Consider the following 17,683-nt stretch of genomic DNA (forward strand, 5'->3'; position numbering starts at 1 on the left):
GCACCTACCGGAGGCGGGGAAGACGTCGTCTGGTTTCCTTTCCATCGACAGCGTGGAGAGGAAACCAGCCCCATGGCCGACGAACAGGCCCCGCCGCCCCCGCCGCACCGACCGCGGAAGTTCACGCCGGCCGAGCTCGGTTTCACGCCCGCCAAGCCGGTCGCCTGGCTCTCCCCGCTGCAGCTGGCCGGCACCGGCCTGCGGGTCGCGCTGGCCGGCATCCAGGGCAGCTACCTCGACAAGCGTGAGCTTCAGGCCGCCTTTCCCGACCAGGTGCACCGCGAGGTCGGCCCGGACGGTGACACCTGGCTCGACTTCGTGGCCGACCTGGGCGACGGGTTCGACGCGACCTATTCCGTCGCGTACCTCATGGCGCAAGCGACGCTCAGCGTCGGCGATCATGAATTGCCGCGGGGGCGGGCGCTGGTGCTCGGTGGCGACGAGGTCTATCCGACGCCGAGCCCGGAGCGTTATCAGGACCGGCTGATCGGGCCCTACCGGGCGGCCATGCCGGTGCCGCCGCCGGCCGGCGACGGCCCCACGATGTACGCGCTGCCCGGCAACCACGACTGGTACGACGGCCTGACCGCGTTCCTGCGCATCTTCACCGGGTCGCGCCGCACCGAGATCGGCGGCTGGAAGCTGCCGCAGGCCCGGTCCTACTTCGCGGTCGAGCTGCCGGGCGACTGGTGGCTGCTGGCGATCGACGACGAGGCCTCGTCCTACATCGACGATCCGCAGATCGCGTACTTCATGCGGGTGGCCCGGGCGTTCACCCCGCAGACCAAGGTGATCATCGCCTCGGCCAGCCCGACCTGGGTCCAGGCGGCCGACAAGCCGACCGCCTACGCCTCGCTCGACTACTTCGTGCGCACGGTCGTCGACCCGACCGGCGCCCGCATCCCGCTGATGGTCTCGGGCGACTGGCACCATTACGCCCGCTACAGCGGCGCCGACCGCGAGCTGATCACCTCCGGCGGCGGGGGCGCCTATCTCTACCCCACCCACCAGCTGCCGGAGGAGATCGAGGTTCCGCCGCCGGCGCTGCCGTCGGCGTCGAAACGGCAGGGCTACGACCTCCGGTCCCGCTTTCCGGGCAAACGGCTTTCCCGGGCGTACGCGGCGAGCATCTTCGCGCGCCTGCCCAAGCACAACCCGAGCTTCATCGGCATGGTCGGCGGCGTGCACACCGCGCTGCTGCTGGCCGCCAGCGGGGTGATCCACAGCGCGGTCGGCAGCCCGCTGCAGAAGTTCGCCCTGGTGCCGCTCTTCATCCTGACCGTCGCGGTGATCGCCGGCACCTACGCCTTCGCGCACCTGAGCGAGTCGGTGCTCGGCCGCACGACGCGCCGCGTCATCGGCCTGCTGCACGGCGTCGCGCACCTGGCGCTGGCCGCGCTCGGCACCTGGGCCTGGTGGGAGCTGCCGCTGCACGCCTGGCGGTGGCCGTGGTCGCTGGTCGCCACGCTGGTCGTCTACGGCGTGGTGTCGGGCTTCGCGGCGACCGAGCTGGTCGCGGTCTACCTGCTGCTGGCGGCCCGGTTCGGCGTCAACCTGAACGAGCTGTTCTCGGCCCAGGGCATCATCGACTCGAAGTCGTTCCTCCGGCTGCACTTCGCCGCCGACGGCACGCTGACGATCTACCCGCTGGGCGTACGACGGTCGGCCCGCCGCTGGCAGACGGCCTCACACGGCGAACCGCACCAGCCGTGGCTCAACCCGGTCGGCCGCCTGAAGGCCCACCTGATCGAGGAGCCGATCGTCCTGAAGTGAATCGCGGCATGTGACCCCGCCGACGCCCCGGTAAGACGGGCGGGCGCCGGCACGCGAACAGGCCATGACCACCTCAACGTTCTCCGGCACCACGTTCTCCGGCCGCACCGCGCTCGTCACCGGGGCCGGCCGGGGCATCGGCCGGGCGATCGCGGTCGAACTCGCCGGGCGCGGGGCCCGGCTCGCCCTGCTCTCCCGCTCGGCCGGCCAGCTCGACGAGACGGCCGCCCTGGTGCGGTCGCACGGCTCCGAGGCGTACGTCCTCCCGGCCGACCTCGGCGACCGGGAGGCACCCGCCGGGGTGGCCCGGCGGGTTTTCGACGACTTCGGGCCGGTCGACATCCTGGTCAACAACGCCGCCGTGGTGTGGCCGCTCGGCCCGAGCGTCTCGATCGATCCGGCGGCCTGGGCCCATTCGTTCGACCTGAACGTGAGCGCGCCGATGGCGCTGACGTTCGCGCTGCTTCCCGACCAACTGCGGCAGGGCTGGGGGCGCGTCGTCAACGTCTCCAGCGGTGTCGTCGCCCGCCCCGGCTCGATGATCGGCGGCAACGCCTACGTGACCGCCAAGACCGCCCTCGAGGCGCACACGGTCAACCTCGCGGCCGAGGTGCGGGGCACCGGGGTCACCGCCAACGTCTTCCGCCCCGGCTCGGTCGACACCGGGATGCAGGCGTGGATCCGCGGCCAGGAACCGGAGGCCATCGGCCCGGCGCTCCACGAGCGCTTCACCCGCACGTACGCCGAGGGCGCGCTGATCACCCCGGAGCACTCGGCCCGCGCCCTGCTCGACCGCCTGCCCGGCGACGACAACGGCCAGATCTGGGACGTCGCGTGACCGGCGAGGTTCCCGGTTCCGGCCGGACCGGTCCTGGGCAGCCCGGTCCTGGGCAGCTCGGTCCTGGGCAGCTCGGCCCTGCTCACCGGTTCGGGTCGCGGCGGAACAGCAGGCGGGCCCACAGGTAGCCGACCGCCGTCAGAGCCAGGCACCAGGCCACTCCGACAACCCCGTCGCGGCCGACCGGCGTGCCCAGCATCAACCCGCGCAGGCAGTCGATGATCGGCGTGAACGGCTCGTGGGCCGAGAACCAGCGCACCGGCCCCGACATCGCGTCCGGCGGGACGAACGCGCTGCTCAGGAACGGCAGTAGCTGCACCACCAGCGTGAACGGCCCCGTTCCCTCGGGCGTCGGCGAGGCCAGCCCGACCGCCACCCCGAGCCAGGTCAGCGCCAGCGTGAGCAGCGCCGTCAACCCGGCCGCCCCGAGCCAGCCCAGGGCATCACCGGCCGGCCGGAAGCCGAGCGCCAGCGCCACCGCGATCACCAGCGCCGCGCTCAGCATCGTGCGCGCCGACGAGCCGATCACATGCCCGGTCAGCACCGACGAGCGCGAGATCGCCATCGTCCGGAAGCGGTTGATGATGCCGGCCGTCATGTCGCGGTTGACCGCCAGCGCGGTGGTGGTCGCGCCGTACCCGATCGTCATGATCAGAACGCCGGGCACCAGGTAGTCGATGTAGTCGCCCGAGCCGGTCCCGGCGTTCAGGGCGCCGCCGAAGACGTAGACGAACAGCAGCAGGATCAGCACCGGCATCGCGACCGTCATGATGATCGCGCTCGGATTGCGTACGGTATGCCGCAGGTTGCGCCGCAACATGGTCGCCGCGTCGGTCATTGCCTCGCTCATTACCGCGCTCATTTCGGGGCCCCCGCCGTGGTTTTGGTGAGTGTCAGAAATACGTCATCCAGATCGGGCCGGTGCACCGACAGGTCCTCGACGTCGATCCCGGCCGCGTCGAGCCGGGCGAGCAGGCTCCGCAGCGCGTGCACACCCCCGTCGCTGGGCACACGCAGGGCGAGCTGCTCGGCGTCCGCGACCCCACCCACGGCCTCTGCCGCGGCCTTCAGACTTTCGGCGGCGGCGAATTTGAGGCGTACGTGGCCGCCCGCCACGCCCCGCTTGAGGTCCTCGGGCGTCCCCTCGGCGACCAGCCGGCCCCCGTCGAGCACGGCGATCCGGTCGGCCAGTTGGTCGGCTTCCTCCAGGTACTGCGTGGTGAGGAAGATCGTCACGCCGTCGGCGACCAGGTCCCGCACGGTCCGCCACATCATCCGGCGGCTGCGCGGGTCGAGCCCGCTCGTCGGCTCGTCGAGGAAGATCAGCCGCGGCCGCCCGACCAGCGTCATCGCCAGGTCGAGCCGCCGGCGCATGCCGCCGGAAAAGGTCGACGCCGGCTTTCCGGCCGCTTCCACCAGGTCGAACTGTTCGAGAAGTTCACCGACCCGCCCGCGGCCGTCGGCCCGCGGCAAATGGCAGAGGTCGGCCATCAGTGAAAGATTCTCGGATCCGGTCAACAGATCGTCGATCGCCGAGAACTGTCCGGTGACTCCGATGTTCTTCCGCACCGCGGCCGGTTCTCGCACCGGATCGTGCCCGGCGACCCGCACCTCCCCGCCGTCGAAGCCGATCAGTGTGGACAGGATCTGCACCGTCGTCGTCTTGCCCGCCCCGTTGGGTCCGAGCAGCGCAAACGTCGTTCCGGCCGGGACCTCGAAGTCGATCCCGCCGAGCACGACCTTCCCGTGGAACGACTTGCGCAGTCCGCTGACCGTGACCGCCGCCGTCATCTCGCCCTCCCTTTTCTCGCTGCCTTTCCCGAGCAGGATCGCGCCGGCCGCATTCACGGTGGATTCATCGCGGTGTCGTTGCGGAAAGTGGCGTGAAACTCAACTGAAGACCTACTGATCAGTAGAGCTATCTCGGGGCCTTTTCCGCCCTGTAGCTTGATTCCGCCCTCCACAGTGATGCCGTGGCTCCGGTGTCGGCCGGCGGCCGCGGTGATGACTGGACGGCGCGAAACACTCGGGAGCTCTTGAATATGGCTACTCGGCCTCTGAGGCCACACGATCCGCGGTGGCTGGGCGGCTATCAGCTGCTCGGGCGGCTCGGCGAGGGCGGCATGGGCACGGTCTATCTCGGCCGTGCCGCCGACGGCCGGGTGGTGGCGGTCAAGGCCATACGCCCGGAATATGCCGATCAGGAGGAGTTCCGGGCCCGCTTCCGCAGCGAGGTCGCCCGGGTCCTACAGGTGCCGTCGTTCTGCACCGCGGCCGTCCTCGACGCCGACCCCGACCACGAGACGCCCTACCTGATCGTCGACTACGTCGACGGGCCCAGCCTCCAGGAGGTCATCCGCGAACGCGGCCCGATGGCCGCCGGCGACCTGCACGGCGTGGCGGTCGGCGTGGCCGCGGCCCTCACCGCGATCCACGGCGCCGGCGTGATCCACCGCGACCTGAAGCCGACCAACGTGCTGTTCTCGCTCGGCCTGCCCAAGGTCATCGACTTCGGCATCGCCCGCGCCCTCGAACCGAGCAGCCGCCACACCCGCACCGACCAGGTCATGGGCACGGTGGCCTACATGGCGCCCGAACGCCTCGACTCGACCCTCGGCGAAACCACCCCGGCGGCCGACATCTTCGCGTGGGGCGCCGTGGTGACATACGCGGGAACCGGCCGCACACCGTTCGGCGGCGACTCCCCGATGGCGACCGCGGCCCGCATCCTCGCCGTCGCGCCCGACCTCCAGGGGCTGCCGGAAACCCTGGTCGGGCTGGTCCGGCGCGCCCTGTCCAAGGACCCGAGGCACCGCCCGACCGCGACCGAACTGCTCCAGCTGCTCCTGGCCGTGGGCGCCCCGAGGCCGGCCCTGCCGAGCGGTCCGCTGCCGGGAGCGCCGCTGTCGGCTGGCCCGCTGTCGGCTGGCCCGCTGTCGGCTGGCCCGCTGTCGGGCGGCCCGCTGTCGGGCGGCCCGCTGCCGGGAGCGCCGCTACCGGGAGCGCCGATTCCGAGCGCGGCTGCCGGCGGCGCGGCCGGCCTGGGCAGCCCGGTGTCCCCGGTCGAGCCGTTCCGCGCCGGAAGCGCACCCCGGCACGCCGACCTGATCCGTCCGATCGACGCGGCCCTCCCGCTCGATCCGGCCCGCTCGAATGACCCCGCTCGCTCACTCGACCCGGGACGCCCTATCGACCCCGCTCGCTCGTCCGATCCGCCATGGGCGTTCGAGCAAGCCCGGTCAATCGACCCGGCCCGGTCAAACGATCCGGCCCGGTCAAACGATCCGGCCCGGTCAAACGGCCCGGCCCGGTCAAATGACTCGGGCCGGCCGAATGGCCCAGCCCATTCCATTGATCCGGCTCGTGCGTTCGATCCGGCTCGCTCCAATGGTCAGTCGCGGTCGGCTGATCCGGCTGGTTCGTTTGATCCAGGCCGGTCGGGTGATCCGTTGCGGTCGGCTGATCCGGCTCGCTCCTTTGACCCAGCCCGGTCGAACGATCCGTTGCGGTCGGCTGATCCGGTCCGCTCGTTTGATCCGGGCCGCTCGAACGATCCGTCGCGGTCAGTTGATCCGGCCCGCTCGTTTGACCCGGCTCGGTCGAACGACCCCTCACGGCCGGGTGGGCCATCCCGGTTGGGCGACCTTTTCCGGCTGGGCGAGTCGTCACGGTCGGCTGAGTCATCGCGGCCGGGTGAGGCGTCACGGTCGGCTGAGTCGTCGCGGCCGGGTGAGGGGTCGCGGCCGGGCGAGTCATCCCGGCCGGGTGAGGTGTCGCCGTTGGGGGAGCCGGCCTGGATGGGGAGTCCGCGCCGGCTGGGGGAGTCGCTGCCGTTGAGCGCCGCGTCGCCGGGTGATGCGAACGGGCGGTTCGACTCGCGGCAGCTGCTCGGGGAGCTGATCTCGGCCGGTGGGCCGGAGAATCCGCCTGACCCGGAGCGTAAGCGCGGCGTGGCCACCACGCGGCGGATGCTTTACACGATCGCCGCCCTGTTGGTGCTCACGCTGGTCGGGGCCGGTGTCGCGTACGCCCGGACCTCGGGTGACGCGAAGCCGTCGGCCGCCCCGAGCAGCGCTCCCGTCACCTCGGCCGAGGCGCTCGTGGCCAAGGGGCCGTCGTTCTTCGATCCGCTCTCGGCACCCGGCCGGTTCCGCGCGAGTTCCGACGACACCGGCAGTTGCGCCTTCGACGGTAAGGGCCTGCACGCCCGGTCGGTGGCCGGCGCGACCTATCAGTGCGGGGGCCCGGCCGACGCGTTCTCCGGCAGCCAGACGATCACCGTCGATACGACCCTGTCGTCGGCCGGTTCGTGTGCGACGGTGTGGTTCCGCCATCGTGACCTGCACGGTTATGAGTTGACCGCCTGCGCCGACTCCCTCGAGCTGCTGTCGGCCGGGGCCGGGCTGCCCGAGTCGATCGGCCGGGTTCCGTCGACTTCCCTGGAGCCCGGCACCCGTCATCGGGTGTCGATCGCGATCGCCGACAACCACGCGACCGTCTCGGTCGACGGTGTCCTGGCATTGCAGGGCGCCCTCACCGATTCGACGCTGACCTCGGGTGGCGTGGCGCTGGGCGTCACCGGTTCGAGCGGAGCCGCCGGCGTCCTGTTCGCCAACCTCGATGTGCGCTAGCTACCTTGCGGCTCACCAGAGGCGGTAGCCGCCGTCGATGACGATGTCGGTGCCGGTCACGTAGCTGCTGGCGTCCGAGGCCAGATAGACCGCCGCGCCGGCGATTTCCGATGGCTTGGCGATGCGGCCCAGGGGCGTGCCGGCCTCCCAGGAGGCGAGCCGTTCCGGGATGGCCCGGCTGACCGCGGTCAGCGCGGTCTCGGTGTAGCCGGGCGAGATCGAGTTGACGCGGATGCCGGCTGGCGCCCACTCCACCGCCAGCGACCGCGTGTAGTGCACGACCGCCGCCTTGGACGCGTTGTAGATGGCCTGCCGTTGGGGATGGTTGACGATGTGGGCCGACATCGAGCCGATGTTGACGATCGAGCCTCCGCCGGCCGCCAGCATCGCCCGGCCCTCGGCCCGGCAGCACCGGAACACCCCGGCGAAGTTGGTGTCGACGACCCGGGCGAACTCGTCGTCCGTGGTCTCGACGGTCGGCTTGTTGAGGCCGGTTCCGGCGCCGTTGACCGCGATGTCGAGGCGGTCCAGCGAGGCGACCGCGGCGTCGACCGAGTCGCTGTCGGTGACGTCCATCGGCACGTACTCGGCGCCGATCTCCGCGGCCGTGGCCCGGCCGGCGTCCCGGGTGCGCCCGGCGATGTAGACCTTGGCGCCCTGCTCCACGAAACCGGTCGCGATCGCGCGCCCGATTCCCGTCGTGCCGCCGACCACCAGCGCGGTCCGGCCGTCCAGGGAAAAGTTCATTCGACGGCGTCCGCGATCAGCCGCCGCAGGTAGCGGGCGTTGTCGGCCGACACCCCGAGGCCGTCCCCGCCGTAGTTCTCGGCCAGGAACGCGCCCCGGAAGCCGGAGGCGATGGCGAACCGGACCGCCTTGCGGTAGTCGATCAGCCCGGCCGGCAGGGTGGCCGGCGTCGAGAAGTACGTGCCGGTCAGCGGATTTTCCGAGCGGGCGTAGTTCTTGACGTGCCAGTAGTTGGCCAGCGGCAGCAGTTTGACCGCGATCGCCTCCCACGGCTCGATCGGCTCCTGGGCCCGGATCAGGTTGCCGAGGTCGGGGTTGAGGCCCACGTTGTCGTGCCCCAGTTCGTCGAGGAACGCCACGCTGGCGTCGGCGTCGCCGAGGTAGGTGCCCTCGTACACCTCTAGCGAGATCGCCACGCCGACGGAGGCCGCGTGGTCGGCCAGCTCGCGGAACCGCCGGAGAGCGGACCGGCGCAGCTCCGGCGAAGGCGGGTTGACCGGACCGGGAACGGTCCAGAACCAGGGGATCGCGGTCTGCGCCGGCAGCAACGGCTCGTGGAGGCCGAGGCAGATGAGCGGCGCCCCGATCTCGGCCGCGGCGTCGATGCCCCGGTGGGTGGCGGCGAGGTTGTCGTCGGCGTGCCGCGGGTCGATCACGCTCATCCGGACCATCGAGGTCGCGCACACCGACATGCCCACGTCGGCCAGCACCTCGGCGAACGCCTTGCGGGCGGCCGAATCCATGTCGGCCAGCGGCATCCAGTTGCTCGGCACCTCGACCACGTCGAAGCCCTCGCGCTGGATCCGCCGCAGCTGCCGGCGCCAGTAGGAGGGGCCGGCGTCGAGAACGCTGACTCCGCCCGGCGCCACGGCCGGGAACTGCAGCATGGCGGCCCCGATCGGCCAGGTCGCCGCGTCGAGACCGGCGTCGGCCGGCACGACCGCATCGTCGAGCGTGGCCAGTGCGGCCACGCGCCCCAGTGACTCAGCCAATCCGGGCACCCCCGTTGATGTTGTAGTGGGCGCCGGTGATGTAGCCGGCGTCGGGCCCGATCAGGAATTCGATGAGGGCGGCCACCTCGTCGGTGGTGCCGAGCCGGCCGACCGGCAGACCGGCGACGAAGGCCGGTTTGCGCTCGTCGGTGATCCGGCCACCCATGATCTCGGTGTCGATGACCGCGGGTGAGACGACGTTGACGGTCACCCCGGTCGGCGCGAGTTCGAGCGCGGCGCCGTGGGTGAGGCCCTCGATTCCGGCCTTGGAGGCGGCGTATGCGGTGGCGCTGTAGGTGCCGCCGCCGGTCTGCGCGGCGGTCGAGGAGAGGTTGACGACGCGTCCGACGCCCCGGTCGACCATGCCCGGCACGAAGCGCTTCATGACCAGGAAGGTGCCGGTCAGGTTGACGCCGATGACCCGCTGCCAGCGGTCGAGGCCGGTGTCGAGGAACCTGGTCGGGTCGCTGATGCCGGCCACGTTGACCAGCGCCAGCACCGGCGGCAGCTCCCGTTCGAAGAAGGAGGCCGCCGCATCGATCTGAGCGGGGTCGGTCACGTCGGCGGTGTGCCCGACGACTAGGCCGTCCGGCGATGTCGATGGGAGTGCGACGTCGATCAGGCCGACGTTCCACCCGGCCCGGGCCAGCCGCCGGGCCACCGCGGCGCCGATCCCGAGCGGCGAACCGGCCCCGGTGACGACGGCCGTGCGGTCGGTCGGATAGGTCATGTGGTTTCCTCTCGGGAAGCGGCCCGGTCCGCGCGCGCCCGCGCCCGGACCAACCGCAGGTGCATGCGCATCGCGCTCTCGATCGCCCCGCGGTCGCCGGACTCGGCGGCCCGCAGGATCGCGGTGTGCTCGGCGACCGCCTCGAGGGCGTCCGAGACTCCGCGGTCCGCCTGCTGCCGCAGGCGATGGGACTGGCCGTTGAGCGAGTCGGCCATGACCCCGATGAACGGGTTGCCGGTGAACGCGAACAGCACGTGGTGGAAGGCGAGGTCGGCGTCGATGACCGCCCACTCGGCCTCTTCCGGGTCGGCGTGGCTCTGTGCGGGGTCGCTGAACGCCACCGCCGCCGCCTCCTGGGTCTGCAGCGCCTTGCGGAGCGCCGGCGCGAACTCGGGGCTCCCGGTCGCCAGCGCGAGCCCGGACGCGCCGACCTCGAGCAGTTCGCGGGCGTCCATGAGGAGCTCGAACTGGTCGGCGGTGAGCGGCGGGGCGACCCGGAAACCTTTGCGCGGCTCATGGATCACCAGGCCGGTGGCGGCCAGGCGGGCGAGACCTTCGCGTACGGGCGTGGGGGAGACGTTGAGGATGCGGGAGAGCTCCTCGATCCGCAGCGGCGCGCCGCCCTTGAGCTGACCCCGGTGCACGAGCCGCAGGATCGAGCGGTAGACCCGTTCGCTGAGCATGTGGGTGGCGTCGGAGTCCTGCAGCGTGTCGGCGGCGCCCGGTGTCAGAGTCATGAGCTCACCTTGCAGGCTTCGGGGTTGACCGCGTGACGGGGGGTCCGTCCCGCGGCGACGTCGAGGATCGCGGTGATCGCGCTGTCGGCGACCGCCCGGGCGAACCCGTCGGTCCAGCAGAGCGAGTGCGGGGTGAGGACGACGTTGTCCATCGTCAGCAGTGGACTGTCGGGCGGCAGGGGCTCGTGTTCGAACACGTCGAGCGCGGCGCCGCGCAGCCGGCCGTTCTTCAACGCGGAGATCAGCGCGTCCTCGTCGACGACCGAGCCCCGGGACAGGTTGATCAGGAAGGCGCCGGGCCGCATCCGGGCGAGGATGTCCGCGCTGATCAACCCTCGAGTGCCCGGATTTCCCGAGACCGTGACGACCAGGTAGTCGCTGGCCGCGGCCAGCTCTTCGAGCGGCATGACGCCCGGACGGAATGTCCGGTTGAAACCGGCTACCGACACGCCGAGTAGACGAAGGAGCCGCACGATCTCGGTGCCGACGTTGCCCAGCCCGACGACACCGACCGTGGCGTCCTGCAAGCCGCGTCCCGGCCAGTGGACGCGCTCGTCCCAGCGTCCCGTACGGACCAGCCGGTCCTTGGGGACCAGGTTATGGGCGAGGGCCAGGAGCTGCGCCAGCGCGGCGTGCGCCATCGGCACGCGTACGGCGTCGGGCGCGTTGGTCAGCAGGACGCCCGCGTCCGTACAGGCGCCGACGTCGATGGCGTCGTAGCCGGCGCCGAACCGGGCGACGTGCCGCAGTGCGGTTCCGGCCAGCGAGGCCGCGGTGATGCCGCGGCCGCCCATCATCAGCAGCGCGTCGAATCCGTCCAGCTGGGCCGGGGTGAGAACCGCATTGGGCACCGCTATCACCGACCACTCGAGGCCGGCCGAGGAGAGCCGCCGCAGCCCGATGTCGCCGAAGATCGTCGTGCCGTCGGGAAACGCCTGGTCGCCGGTGACGGCGACCCGGTATCGACTTCCGCTCATGACGGCTCCCGGATCTAGATTATATACAATCTTGTGATGCTGGCCCGACGCTAGAGAGCGATCGGGGTTGCCGTCAAGGGCCTCCGGTAACGGCTAGATCGAGCCAAAAAAAGCTGCCTACCTGCGAATGTCAAGATTCTGGAACAAGCCCTTGACAGGTTCGCCGACGGCTCGACATGCTGCCGTAACCAAGCGCCATCTCTATTTTATATATTCGATCTAGCAAAGGGGCGGGATCGTGTCGCTGTCGACCACCCAGCCGCGCCCGGAGGCCGTCGAGGGCACCGCGGCGCGCGTCGCCGCCGCCCGGCGCCGGCGGATCCGCCGCCGGATCTGGACCTTCGTCCCGATCGTGACCTTCGTCGGCATCCTGGCCTTCTGGGCGATCGTCGTGAAGGCCTTCAAGATCCCGGCCTACCTGCTGCCGACCCCGTGGGCGGTCTTCCACCGCATCGGCACCGACTGGCCCAACCTCTGGGACAACACCAAGATCACGCTGGACGAGGTCCTGCTCGGCTTCGCCATCACCATCGTGATCGCGATCCCGCTCGGTCTGCTGGTCGCGCGGTCGCTGGCCGCCCGGCAGATCATCTACCCGCCGGTGATGCTCCTCCAGCTGGTGCCCAAGGTGGCCGTCGCGCCGCTGTTCGTCGTCTGGCTCGGCCTCGGCTTCAGCTCGAAGCTGCTGCTCACGATCCTGATGACGTTCTTCCCGCTGCTGATCTCCAGCATCAGCGGCTTCTCGATCCTCGACGAGCGCCTGCTCTACCTCACCAGCTCGATGGGCGCCAGCGGCTGGCAGACCTTCCGCTACCTGCGCTTCCCGGCCGCCCTGCCGGTCATCTTCTCCGGCCTCAAGACGTCGGCCACGATCGCCGCCACCGCGGCCATCGTCGCCGAGTTCGTCGGCTCCAACAGCGGCCTGGGCTATCTGCTGCTCCAGGCCACCAACACCCTCGACGCCACCGGCGTGTTCGCGGTCCTGGTGCTGCTGACCGTGATCGGAGTGGCCCTCAACTACCTCGTCGAATTCGTCGAGTTCCTGCTCACCCCGTGGCAGCGCGCCAAGAACGACTGAAGGGGACCCCCATGCGTAAATTCTCGAAGAATGCGTTGATAGCCGTCGGCGTCGTTGCTCTCGCCGCCGGCTGCGGAAACAACAGCTCCGGTGCGGCGTCCTCCTCCGGAGGCGGCGGCACCGAGATCACGTTCCAGCTCAACAACCCGCCCAACGGCTCGAACGCCGGCTTCGCCGCCGCGGTCGAAGAGGGCTACTACAAGGCCGCCGGCATCAACGCGACGATCGTGCCCGGCACCGGCTCGTCGCTGACCGTCCAGATGGTCGCCTCCGGCAAGGCCAAGATCGGGTACGCCGACTCCACCTCGACCACCCAGCTGATCGCCCAGAAGGCCCCGCTGGTCGTGCTCGCCACCGTCTACCAGTCCAACCCGAACGAGGTGATCGCGCTGAAGAAGAGCGGCATCACCTCGATCGCCGCGCTGAAGGGCAAGAAGGTCGGCACCCCGGTCCCGTCGTCGCAGGCCAGCATGCTGCCGCTGTTCCTGGCCTCGAACGGCCTGACCAAGAACGACGTCCAGCTGATCAACCTGGCTCCGACCTCGCTGGTGCAGTCGCTGCTCCAGGGCCGGGTCGACGCGATCCTCGGCTCGATCGACACCTACCAGGTGCAGCTCGAACAGCAGAACGCGGGCGAACTGTTCACCGCGCCCTTCGCCACCAACGGCGTGCCGACGGTCAGCACCTCGATCTTCGCCAACAAGGACTGGGCGGCGCAGAACAAGACGGCGGTCCAGGCCTTCGTCAAGGCGTCCCTGCAGGGCTGGAAGCTCGCCTCGACCAACCCCGACAAGGCGGTCGCCGACGTCAACCAGCTGTGGGGCGCCAAGGCCGACAAGGGTTCGGCCGCCGAACTGAAGGCCGTCCTCGACGCCAAGCTGCTGTGCGCCGGCAACGCCGAGTACGTCGGCCGCGCCGAGCCCGACCAGTGGACCAAGACCCAGGACCTGCTGTCCCAGGTCGGCCTGCTGCCCAAGGGCATCGACCCGGCGACCTACTACTCGTACGACTATCTGCCGGCCTCCTCCGACCTGCAGACCTGCCCGATCGGCTGAGGACGGCATGTACACCTACGACGACCTCTACGTCGGGATAAGCTTCCGCAGCCCCGGCCGTACGATCGGGGAAGCCGATCTGATCGGCTTCGCCGGACTCACCGGGGATTTCTCGGAGTTGCACACCAGCGACGTCTACGCGAAGGCCAGCCAATTCGGCCGCCGGGTCGCCCACGGCATGCTGGGCCTCGCCTACGCGCACGGGCTGATGTGGGCCCGCACCGGCGAACTGCGCCCGACCGTGATCGCCTTCCTCGGCATGTCGGACTGGCGGTTCGTGGGACCGATCTACATCGGAGACACCATCTTCGTGAACTACGTGATCGCCGAAATCCGGGACAGCGCCTCGAAACCCGGCCAGGCGATCGTCACCTTCGACGTCGAGGTCGTCGACCAGGACGACCGTGCCGTCCAAAAAGGACGCAAGGCCATCCTCGTGTCGAAGACGCCACTGGAAGGGGTCTGACCATGCGCAGCACACCGATCGCCGTCGACGGCGTCTCGAAGGTCTTCGGCGAGGACACCAGCAAACCGTTCCAGGCCTTGAAAGCCCTCGACATGCACATCGAGCCGGGCGAGTTCGTCTCGGTGGTCGGCCCGTCCGGCTGCGGCAAGAGCACGCTCATGCTGATGATCGCCGGCCTGCTGCCGGCCACCACCGGCACGCTCACCGTCGGCGACAAACGGGTCAAAGGACCGATCACCGACGTCGGCATCGCCTTCCAGGATCACCTTCTGCTCGAATTCCGTACGGCCGAGAAGAACGTGTTGCTCCAGGGCGAGATCCGCAAGCTCGACAAGGCGAAGGTGAAGGCGCGCTCGGACGAACTGTTCGAGCAACTGCGGTTGAACCACGCCAAGACGCGCTATCCCCGGCAGCTGTCGGGCGGCATGCGGCAGCGGGTGTCGCTGATCCGTACGCTCGTCCACGACCCGTCGGTGCTCCTCATGGACGAGCCGTTCGGGGCGCTCGACGCGCTCACCCGGCTCCAGGTGCGTACCGATCTGGAAGCGCTCTGGCTGGAGCGCCGCCCGACCGTCGTCTTCATCACCCACTCGGTCGAGGAGGCGGTCGGCCTGTCCGACCGCATCTTCGTGATGAGCCCGAGCCCGGGCGAGGTGGTCGACGAGATCGTCGTCGACCTGCCCCGCCCCCGGCCGATCGTGCTCGGCGAGTCACCCGAGTTCGCCCGCTACGTGGAACGCATCTACAAACAGTTCCAGCGCATGGGCGTCCTGCACGGAATCGAGATCCCGGCGTGAGCCACTTCTCCTTCGACGGCGCGGTCGCGGTGGTCACCGGGGCCGCGCAGGGCATCGGCGCCGGCATCGCGGCCCGGCTGGCCGCCGACAGCGCCCGGGTGGTGCTGGCCGACATCGACGTCGAGGCGGCCGAGAAAACCGCGGCGGAGATCCGGGCCGCAGGCGGCCACGCTTCGGCCGTACGCCTCGACGTCGCCGACCCTTCCAGCGTCGCCGGCCTTCCGGTACGCGTGAAAGCCGCCTTCGACGGACCGCTGCGCCACCTGATCTGCAACGCCGGCGTGCAGACCTTCCAGCGGGCGGTCGACGTGACGGTCGAGGAATGGGACCGCGTCCTCGACGTGAACACCCGCGGCACCATGCTCTGCCTGCAGGCGGCCGCCCGAGCGATGCCCGACGGCGGCTCGGTCGTCGCGATCGCCTCGATCCAGGGCCGCCTCGGCGCGCCCTTCTATCCCCACTACGCGGCGTCCAAGGCCGGCGTGATCAGCCTGGTGAAGTCGTTCGCGCTGGCCCTGGCCCCGCACGGGATCCGGGTCAACGCGGTCGCCCCCGGCATCATCGAGACCCCGTTGTGGGACGTGGCCGACGAGAAGCTCTCCGCCCTCCGAGGCCAGAAGCCCGGCGTGGCCCGAGCCGAGCGCATCGCCGCGGTCCCGCTCGGCCGGCCGGGCACTCCGGCCGACGTGGCGGCGGCGACGTCGTTCCTGCTGTCGTCCGACGCCTCCTACATCACCGGCGAGTGCCTCCACGTCTGCGGCGGGGACGTGATGCTGTGACCGCCGGCGACCGTGTGGAAAAGCGGCGGAATTGTCGGACCCTGCTGCTTGAATCGGCCCCACCCACAAGGGGCGGGGTGGGTGTGGCGCCAGGTGACGGCCGGCGGCGTGATGCTGCCGCCGTCCGGCTGGGTGTGGCGCCGTGATTCTGGGGGACGGGTCGGGGCGGGCCCGGGACGGCCTGGTCGTCAGCCCTTCCGAGGCGGCTCGGCTGATCCGGGACGGTGACACGGTCGTCGTCGGCGGGAGCGGGTCGCTGCTGCAGGTGCCGGAGACGCTGCTGGCCGCCGTCGCCGACCGGTTCCTCGCCATGGGACACCCGGCCGGGCTCGACGTCGTGCACGTGATGGGACTCGGAGACCAGCAGGGGCGTGGAGTCGACCATCTGGCGCGGGCGGGACTGGTCCGGCGGTTCGTGGGGTCGCACTTCGTGCTCAGCCCGGCCGAACAGGCGATGATCGCGGAGGACCGGGTCGAGGCGGTCGGGCTGCCCGCCGGCACGATCAGCCTGCTCTACCGCGAGATCGCGGCCGGGCGGCCGGGCCTGTTCACCGACATCGGGCTGGAAACCTACGTCGACCCGCGCCAGCAATGGGGCCGCATGAACAAGGGCACCCGTGAGGGACTCAGCCAACTGGTCACCGTCGGCGGGCGGGAGTGGCTGTTCTACCCGGCGTTCGACGTGCAGGTGGCGCTGATCCGGGCGAGCACCGCCGACACCTCGGGCAACCTGGCCATGGAGGACGAGGCGGCGTGGAGCGACAACCTGGCGATCGCCCAGGCCGCCCACAACACCGGCGGCCGGGTGCTCGCCGAAGTGAAGCGGATCGTGCCGGCCGGCTCACTGCCCGCCGCGTACGTCCGCGTCCCCGGCGTCCTGGTCGACCACGTGGTGCTGACCGACTACCCCAACCAGACCCCGATCACGGTGCACGACCCGGCCCGCACCGGCATGCGCGTCAATCACCCCGTACAGGTGCAAAGCATGACCCTCGATCACCGCAAGGTGATCGCCCGGCGGGCTGCCATGGAGCTCCGGGCCGGTCAACTGGTGAACCTGGGCGTCGGCATGGCGAACGGGATCTCCTACGTGGCGCTGGAGGAGGGCGTCCTCGACGCGATAACGCTGACCGTCGAGCAGGGCCTCTTCGGCGGGCTGCCCGGCATCGGCCTGGACAGCGGCACAGCCGTCAACCCGGCCGCGGTCGTGGACATGACCAGCCAGTTCGACCTGTACGACGGCGGCGCGCTCGACCTGGCCGGCCTGTCCTTCGCCCAGATCGACGCGGCCGGGAACGTGAACGTGGCCCGGGTCGGCGCGACACCGATCGGCCCGGGCGGCTTCATCGACATCAGCCAGAAGGCGGGCACGGTCGTCTTCTGCGGCACGTTCCGGGGCGGCGGCCTGCGCACGGCGATCCACGACGGCCGCCTGGAGATCCTGGAGGAGGGCCGCTACGGCAAGTTCGTCCCCACAGTCGACGCGATCACCTACAACGCCTCCCGCGCGGCCGCCGCGGGCCACACCGCCGTCTACGTCACCGAGCGCGCCGTCTTCCGCCTCCACTCAGCCGATCTTCCGCCCACCGGGACCGTGCCGGCTGATCTTCCGCCCACCGGGACCGTGCCGGCCGATCTTCCGCCCAGCGGAAGCGCGCCCGATCGATTGACCGCCGGAAACAGGGTAGGTGGCTCGGCGGCGGTGGCTGCGGCAGGATGCCGGCTGGAGCTGATCGAGATCGCGCCCGGCATCGACCTGGAGCGCGACGTGCTCGCCTGGATGCCCTTTCGCCCGCTGATATCGCCCGCCCTGCGCACCATGGATCCCCGGATCTTCGCCTACGAGCCCATGGGGTTGCGGCTTCCGCTCAGCGAAAGCCTTCCGCTCAGCGAAGGCACGCCGCTCGCCGAGAGCGTGTCGTTGGGTGAGAGCGCGACGCCTGGCGTTAGCGTGTCGTTGGGTGAGAGCGCGACGCCTGGCGTGAGCGTGTCGTTGGGTGAGAGCGCGACGCCTGGCGTTAGCGTGTCGTTGGGTGAGAGCGCGACGCCTGGCGTGAGCGTGTCGTTGGGTGAGAGCGGTACG

At 70.5% G+C, this 17,683-nt stretch carries 16 protein-coding genes; 9 read left to right on the plus strand and 7 right to left on the minus strand.

Going from position 1 to position 17,683, the window contains the following annotated elements:
• The first annotated feature begins 72 nt into the window (after positions 1-72).
• Positions 73-1,773: a metallophosphoesterase gene (locus AB0M88_RS15790; protein WP_364101516.1), complete on the plus strand. Its 1,701-nt coding sequence runs from the start codon at positions 73-75 to the stop codon at positions 1,771-1,773.
• 64 nt (positions 1,774-1,837) lie between these two features.
• Positions 1,838-2,611: an SDR family oxidoreductase gene (locus AB0M88_RS15795; protein ID WP_364101519.1), complete on the plus strand. Its 774-nt coding sequence runs from the start codon at positions 1,838-1,840 to the stop codon at positions 2,609-2,611.
• 82 nt (positions 2,612-2,693) lie between these two features.
• On the opposite strand, the gene AB0M88_RS15800 is transcribed toward AB0M88_RS15795, so the two are convergent.
• Positions 2,694-3,461, minus strand: a complete 768-nt coding sequence (locus AB0M88_RS15800; protein ID WP_364101522.1) for an ABC transporter permease — start codon at positions 3,459-3,461, stop codon at positions 2,694-2,696.
• An 8-nt stretch (positions 3,462-3,469) separates the two neighbouring features.
• Complete coding sequence (locus AB0M88_RS15805) at positions 3,470-4,402, minus strand: ATP-binding cassette domain-containing protein (protein WP_364101614.1); 933 nt, start codon at positions 4,400-4,402, stop codon at positions 3,470-3,472.
• A 251-nt stretch (positions 4,403-4,653) separates the two neighbouring features.
• Between AB0M88_RS15805 and AB0M88_RS15810 the strand changes: the two genes are divergently transcribed.
• Positions 4,654-7,242, plus strand: coding sequence for a protein kinase (locus AB0M88_RS15810; RefSeq protein WP_364101525.1), 2,589 nt, complete (start codon positions 4,654-4,656; stop codon positions 7,240-7,242).
• A gap of 12 nt (positions 7,243-7,254) precedes the next feature.
• Here the strand turns inward: AB0M88_RS15810 and AB0M88_RS15815 are convergent, their stop codons facing one another.
• Genes AB0M88_RS15815 through AB0M88_RS15835 form a run of 5 tightly spaced genes read right to left on the minus strand, consistent with a single transcriptional unit; the run spans position 7,255 to position 11,425 of the window.
• Positions 7,255-7,989, minus strand: a complete 735-nt coding sequence (locus AB0M88_RS15815) for an SDR family oxidoreductase (protein ID WP_364101529.1) — start codon at positions 7,987-7,989, stop codon at positions 7,255-7,257.
• Positions 7,986-8,981 (minus strand): sugar phosphate isomerase/epimerase family protein, encoded by a 996-nt coding sequence (locus AB0M88_RS15820; RefSeq protein WP_364101532.1) that lies wholly within the window; start codon positions 8,979-8,981, stop codon positions 7,986-7,988. Before AB0M88_RS15820 ends, AB0M88_RS15815 begins: the two co-directional genes overlap by 4 nt.
• The gene (locus tag AB0M88_RS15825) at positions 8,974-9,711 is read right to left on the minus strand and encodes an SDR family oxidoreductase (RefSeq protein WP_364101535.1); all 738 of its coding nucleotides are present in this window, start codon (positions 9,709-9,711) and stop codon (positions 8,974-8,976) included. Before AB0M88_RS15825 ends, AB0M88_RS15820 begins: the two co-directional genes overlap by 8 nt.
• On the minus strand, positions 9,708-10,448 hold the full coding sequence (locus tag AB0M88_RS15830) for a GntR family transcriptional regulator (protein ID WP_364101538.1): 741 nt from the start codon (positions 10,446-10,448) through the stop codon (positions 9,708-9,710). Before AB0M88_RS15830 ends, AB0M88_RS15825 begins: the two co-directional genes overlap by 4 nt.
• On the minus strand, positions 10,445-11,425 hold the full coding sequence (locus AB0M88_RS15835) for an NAD(P)-dependent oxidoreductase (RefSeq protein WP_364101541.1): 981 nt from the start codon (positions 11,423-11,425) through the stop codon (positions 10,445-10,447). The genes AB0M88_RS15830 and AB0M88_RS15835 overlap by 4 nt, the downstream gene beginning before the upstream one ends.
• Positions 11,426-11,663: 238 nt before the next feature.
• Here AB0M88_RS15835 and AB0M88_RS15840 point away from each other — a divergent pair, with 238 nt between their 5' ends.
• The 6 genes from AB0M88_RS15840 to AB0M88_RS15865 all read left to right on the plus strand — a co-directional run.
• Positions 11,664-12,503, plus strand: coding sequence for an ABC transporter permease (locus tag AB0M88_RS15840; protein ID WP_364101543.1), 840 nt, complete (start codon positions 11,664-11,666; stop codon positions 12,501-12,503).
• 11 nt (positions 12,504-12,514) lie between these two features.
• Positions 12,515-13,558, plus strand: coding sequence for an ABC transporter substrate-binding protein (locus AB0M88_RS15845; RefSeq protein WP_364101546.1), 1,044 nt, complete (start codon positions 12,515-12,517; stop codon positions 13,556-13,558).
• A 7-nt stretch (positions 13,559-13,565) separates the two neighbouring features.
• A complete protein-coding gene (locus AB0M88_RS15850) occupies positions 13,566-14,024 on the plus strand; it encodes a MaoC/PaaZ C-terminal domain-containing protein (RefSeq protein ID WP_364101549.1) in 459 nt (152 codons plus the stop codon).
• A gap of 2 nt (positions 14,025-14,026) precedes the next feature.
• Entirely contained in the window at positions 14,027-14,821 is a 795-nt protein-coding gene (locus tag AB0M88_RS15855) for an ABC transporter ATP-binding protein (RefSeq protein WP_364101552.1), read from the plus strand.
• Positions 14,818-15,600, plus strand: coding sequence for an SDR family NAD(P)-dependent oxidoreductase (locus tag AB0M88_RS15860; protein ID WP_364101555.1), 783 nt, complete (start codon positions 14,818-14,820; stop codon positions 15,598-15,600). Before AB0M88_RS15855 ends, AB0M88_RS15860 begins: the two co-directional genes overlap by 4 nt.
• A 142-nt stretch (positions 15,601-15,742) precedes the next feature.
• Positions 15,743-17,683, plus strand: a 1,941-nt coding sequence (locus tag AB0M88_RS15865; protein ID WP_364101558.1) for a CoA-transferase, incomplete at its 3' end; no start/stop codon positions are given.

It is taken from the genome of Actinoplanes sp. NPDC051411 (assembly GCF_040682075.1).
In the GTDB taxonomy this organism is placed as follows: Bacteria; Actinomycetota; Actinomycetes; order Mycobacteriales; family Micromonosporaceae; genus Actinoplanes.

Bases quoted from the DNA above. Each gene is read 5' to 3' on its own strand.
- AB0M88_RS15800 (WP_364101522.1), bottom strand. From the start codon at position 3,461: ATGAGCGAGGCAATGACCGACGCGGCGACCATGTTGCGGCGCAACCTG.
- AB0M88_RS15805 (WP_364101614.1), bottom strand. From the start codon at position 4,402: ATGACGGCGGCGGTCACGGTCAGCGGACTGCGCAAGTCGTTCCACGGG.
- AB0M88_RS15810 (WP_364101525.1), top strand. From the start codon at position 4,654: ATGGCTACTCGGCCTCTGAGGCCACACGATCCGCGGTGGCTGGGCGGC.
- AB0M88_RS15795 (WP_364101519.1), top strand. From the start codon at position 1,838: ATGACCACCTCAACGTTCTCCGGCACCACGTTCTCCGGCCGCACCGCG.
- AB0M88_RS15855 (WP_364101552.1), top strand. From the start codon at position 14,027: ATGCGCAGCACACCGATCGCCGTCGACGGCGTCTCGAAGGTCTTCGGC.
- AB0M88_RS15835 (WP_364101541.1), bottom strand. From the start codon at position 11,425: ATGAGCGGAAGTCGATACCGGGTCGCCGTCACCGGCGACCAGGCGTTT.
- AB0M88_RS15815 (WP_364101529.1), bottom strand. From the start codon at position 7,989: ATGAACTTTTCCCTGGACGGCCGGACCGCGCTGGTGGTCGGCGGCACG.
- AB0M88_RS15845 (WP_364101546.1), top strand. From the start codon at position 12,515: ATGCGTAAATTCTCGAAGAATGCGTTGATAGCCGTCGGCGTCGTTGCT.
- AB0M88_RS15790 (WP_364101516.1), top strand. From the start codon at position 73: ATGGCCGACGAACAGGCCCCGCCGCCCCCGCCGCACCGACCGCGGAAG.
- AB0M88_RS15825 (WP_364101535.1), bottom strand. From the start codon at position 9,711: ATGACCTATCCGACCGACCGCACGGCCGTCGTCACCGGGGCCGGTTCG.
- AB0M88_RS15830 (WP_364101538.1), bottom strand. From the start codon at position 10,448: ATGACTCTGACACCGGGCGCCGCCGACACGCTGCAGGACTCCGACGCC.
- AB0M88_RS15850 (WP_364101549.1), top strand. From the start codon at position 13,566: ATGTACACCTACGACGACCTCTACGTCGGGATAAGCTTCCGCAGCCCC.